General features: G+C 70.3%; 6 protein-coding genes. 3 read left to right on the top strand and 3 right to left on the bottom strand.

Annotated features, from left to right (window positions below; all coding sequences use genetic code 11):
- From PHC73_RS05520 to PHC73_RS05510, 3 genes are all read right to left on the bottom strand, one after another.
- On the bottom strand, positions 1 to 323 hold a 323-nt coding region (locus PHC73_RS05520), incomplete at its 3' end, for a RimK/LysX family protein (RefSeq protein WP_300125446.1).
- A 67-nt stretch (positions 324 to 390) separates the two neighbouring features.
- Positions 391 to 942, bottom strand: a complete 552-nt coding sequence (locus tag PHC73_RS05515) for a zf-TFIIB domain-containing protein (RefSeq protein ID WP_300125443.1) — start codon at positions 940 to 942, stop codon at positions 391 to 393.
- Positions 943 to 1,075: 133 nt separating this feature from the next.
- Complete coding sequence (locus PHC73_RS05510) at positions 1,076 to 1,255, bottom strand: PLDc N-terminal domain-containing protein (RefSeq protein ID WP_300125442.1); 180 nt, start codon at positions 1,253 to 1,255, stop codon at positions 1,076 to 1,078.
- Between the two features lie 215 nt (positions 1,256 to 1,470).
- On the opposite strand from PHC73_RS05510, the gene PHC73_RS05505 reads away from it, so the two are divergent.
- The 3 genes from PHC73_RS05505 to PHC73_RS05495 all read left to right on the top strand — a co-directional run.
- Positions 1,471 to 2,187: a hypothetical protein gene (locus tag PHC73_RS05505; RefSeq protein WP_300125440.1), complete on the top strand. Its 717-nt coding sequence runs from the start codon at positions 1,471 to 1,473 to the stop codon at positions 2,185 to 2,187.
- Positions 2,184 to 2,975 carry a hypothetical protein gene (locus PHC73_RS05500; protein ID WP_300125437.1) on the top strand — a complete coding sequence of 264 codons (792 nt, stop codon included), beginning with the start codon at positions 2,184 to 2,186 and terminating at the stop codon, positions 2,973 to 2,975. Before PHC73_RS05505 ends, PHC73_RS05500 begins: the two co-directional genes overlap by 4 nt.
- Positions 2,968 to 3,978 (top strand): hypothetical protein (locus PHC73_RS05495; protein ID WP_300125434.1); only part of this gene is annotated, 1,011 nt, incomplete at its 3' end. The genes PHC73_RS05500 and PHC73_RS05495, both read left to right, overlap by 8 nt.

Genomic DNA, 3,978 nt, shown 5'->3' with positions numbered 1-3,978 from the left:
ACCGGCCGGCGATCGTTGGGGCCGCTGTGGCGCTTGATGGCCACGTAGCGCACCACCGGTTGCTCGATCACAGGCGCCTGCTGCAGGCCCGAGCGGTTGATCCGAAAACGTACCCAGGGCTCGCCGTCGCGCTCGAACGGCGTGATGTCGGTGGCGTCCAGCGAGGAGCTCTTGGCGCCGGTGTCGAGCTTGGCCTTGAGCGTGAGCGGCTGGTCATCGAGGTGCAGTTGCACGAACTCGACCCAGCCGTGGACGCCACGCGCCGCCGCCGGTCCGGCGCACAGGCACAGCGACAGGGCGAGCGCGACGAGGGGCTGGCGCATGGGTAACGTGTTGCAGGGGCTGCGATGACGGCCGAGCATTCTATAACGGCCATCCGTCGGCGCAGGTTCAACGAAACGGGTTGGTCGCCTGCAGCGCCAGCAGGCGCCGGTGCAGCGCCGGGTGCTCGGCCAGCACCCGGTACTCGAGCAGCTTCAGCACGCCGCGCAGCGCCCGCCAGTGCTCGGGCAGCGTCTGCGGACCGGTCAGCAGTTCGCGCGCCTCGTGCAGCGCCGCGCGCAGGTACTCGTTGGCCGGGCGGCGGTCGATTTCGTGCTCGAGCGCCTCGACGATGCGCTCGAACTCGCTCGCGTCCAGCCAAACGCCGAAACAGGTGTCGCAGTAGTCGACGGTGACGCCGGTCGGGCCGTACTCGAGCGCGTGCAGCGTGCCGTCGCCGGTCGGACAGCGGCCGCTGCGCGGGGCGTGGCGGAACTGCTCGGGGTCGGACCACAGCTCGACCTCGAGCACCGCCAGGTCCGGATCGGCCGCGTCGCGGGCGGCGCGCAGCGCATCGGCCTGCAGCCACCAGCCGCCGCAGCGCGGGCAGCGCTGTGCCGGCACCCGCTGCAGTTCGGTGGCGGTCAGCGGGACGGCGCAGCGCGGGCATTCGGCGGTCATGAGCGGGGCTCCAATGGTTTCATGGCGGCAGAAAGGCGCCGCTGTCGCCGGCGGGATTCCCCGGCATGAGCAATGGCGCCAGCCCTGGTTGCAGTCCTTGGCTGGTCATTGAGAAAAGTTTTTCGATGGCCTGTCAGCCGCGCGGCCCCGCCAGCAGCCAGATCAGCAGGCCCAGCACCGGCAGCAAAAGGATGAGCACGATCCAGCCCACCTTGGCGCCGGTGCCGGCCGGGCTTTGCGCGATGCTGACAATGGCCCACACGTCGGCGATCAACAGCAGCAGGCCGAGCAGGCCACTGAATTCGATGAACATCGGCTTTTCTCCATGGCTACCATGTGCGGGCGCGGCCTGCCCCGCAGCGAGACTGACAGGTTGCTGAATGACGTTTGCCCGTAAACAAGCCAAGTGTGGCATTTTCAGCGGTACGCCAGTTCTAGTGAAGTGCTGAAAAATTCCAGGGAGGGAATTTTTCGGCAGTTCCCTAGACTACCCTTTCGCGAGGTCGGTGTTCGCAGGAGTGGCTCGCTGTGGAGCCTGGTTTCCGGTCAAGCCCATCGGACGAAGCGCAGCGCGAAGCCCGTGACCGGGCCGTCCTGCGCACCTGCCTGCCGTTGCCCGCCGCGTTGCTGCTGGTGACGGCCGTCTACGCCACGGTGCGCTACGTGGTGTTCGGTCCCTGGCCGGTCGGGCACATCCCGATTTACGTGTTCAACAAGGCGGTGTCCTGGACGGCGCTGACGCTGCTGGCGCTGGCACTGAGTCTCGGCCCGGCGGCGCGGCTGTGGCCGGCTCGGTTCGGCATGCACCTGTGGCGGCGCCGCTACTGGGGGCTGATCGGCTTCGTGCTGGCGACGGTGCATATCCTGCTGTCGCTGGCCACCCTCAATTACGCCTACCAACGAGCGTTTTTTCGTCAGGCGTTCGAGTTCACGCCGATCGCCGAATTCGCCATGCTGTGCGGGGCACTCACCTGGCTGGTGCTGCTGGCGCCACTGGTCGCCTCGCTGCCCGGCGTGCGCGCGGCCATGTCGGCGCGCTACTGGGGCAGGCTGCAGGCGATCGGCCGGCTGGCGCTGGTGCTGGTGGTGCTGCATCTGTCGTATGCCGTGGCGGGCTGGTTTGTGCCGGCGCAGTGGCCGGGTGGGCTGCCGCCGATCACGCTGTGGTCGGCGCTGACGGCGCTGCTGGCGCTCGGCCTGCGCGTGGCGGCGCGCCTGCGGTTCGGACCCGGTGACATGCCATGAAAGGCGACACAAGCCGCCTACCCGTCACCGGCATGCTGCTGATCGCTGGCTCGGCGGTGGCGGCGAGCGAGGCGCAAACGCCGGTCGCGCCGGTGTGGCAGGTGGCCATCGCGCACGATTTCCTGCTGCCGGACGACGGGCCGCCGGTGCATCGCTACCCGCCGCAGGCGGCGGGTTTCGACGCCGCCGGCCGGCTGCGCGGCTTCACCGACGACCGCGGCACAGTCACCTGGGACCTGCCGGTCGGGCACGCCGGCAATGACGGCCTGGTCGCCTGGGGACGCTGGGGCAGCGGCCGCACCGGCGGTGACGGCCGCCACGCCAATGTCGACATCACCGGCGGCGAGGGCGCGCGCAATGCCCTCTATTACGTGGCCGGCGTGCCGGCGCAGGAAACACCCACGGGCGCGGCGCGCTATTCGGTGCTGGGCGGGCAGGTGACGCCCACGGCTGGCGAGGGCGGCATGGCGGCCACCACCTTTCTCGAAAACGGCGCGCTCGAGGCCGATTTCGGCGCCGGGCGCGCCAGGATCACGCTGGCCATCACCGTACCCAGCGGGCGCTACGAGCTGACCGCCGAGAATCTGCGCATCGTGGGCGGCCGCTTCGAGACCGCCCCGGACAGCCGCCTTGCGGTGACGGGGGCGCTGTGTTTCGCCGGCTGTGCGGCGTACCTCGAAGGCTTTCTGGCCGGACCGGCTGCCGAGCGCGCCGGGCTCGCCTACCACATCGACATCGAGGCGCTGACCGAGGACGTCGACGGCGTGGTCGCCTGGCGGCGTGACTGAGCCGCGCTCGGCCGTCAGCGGGCTTGCCTGGCCGGCGCTGCCGGACAGTGTCGGCGCCAGCCTGCTGGCGATGCACTACCAGCTGGCGCAAAGCGAGTGGTGGCCGGCGCCGCGCCTGCAGGTCACGGCGTTCCGGCAGCTCGCCGTGCTGCTGCGCCACGCGCGCGCCACCGTGCCGGGCTATGCGCAGCGTCTGGCCGGCCTGCCGCTGGACACTCCCGAGGCACTGGCCGCGCACTGGCAGCAGGTGCCGCTGCTGCGCCGGGCCGACGTGCAGGCGCAGGGCGAGGCGCTGCACAGCCGCGCCGTGCCGGCCGACCATGGGCGGGTGATCGAATATCACACCTCGGGTTCCACCGGCCGGCCGCTGCGTGGACTCGAAACCGAGCTCAGTCATTTCTTTTTCGGTGCGCTCAACCTGCGTGAGCACCTGTGGCAGCGGCGCGATGTTCGCGGCACGTTTGCGGCCATCCGCACCCGGGTGGACGACGCCCGCCTGTCGGGCTGGGGGCGCGCCGTCGAGGCGGTGTTCGAGACTGGACCTGCACTCACGCTGCCCATCCACACGCCCATCGACCGGCAGCTCGACTGGCTGCTCGCCAACGATCCCGACTACCTGCTGACGCACCCATCGAACCTGCGCGGCCTGCTGCTGGAAGCCCGCGCCCGCGGCGTGAGACCCGAACGCCTGCGCGGTCTCGGCAGCTTTGGCGAGCAGCTGCCGGCCGACTTGCGTGCCCTGTGCAATGAGGTCTGGGGCCTGCCGCTGGCGGATGTCTACAGCTGCGAGGAGGCCGGCTACATCGCCCTGCAATGCCCGCAGGCGCCGGAGCACTACCACGTGCAGGCCGAGAACCTGCTGGTCGAGGTGCTGGATGCGCACGGCGAACCGTGTCCGCCGGGCGCCAGCGGCGAGGTGGTGCTGAGCACGCTGCACAACTTCGCCATGCCGCTCATTCGCTACGCGATCGGCGATTTTGCCGAGGTCGGTCCGGCCTGCCCG

The organism is Immundisolibacter sp. (genome assembly GCF_028696615.1).
Lineage (GTDB): Bacteria > Pseudomonadota > Gammaproteobacteria > Immundisolibacterales > Immundisolibacteraceae > Immundisolibacter.
Note: the sequence above shows the minus strand (reverse complement) of the source record. Positions and strands in the feature narration are given on the sequence as shown.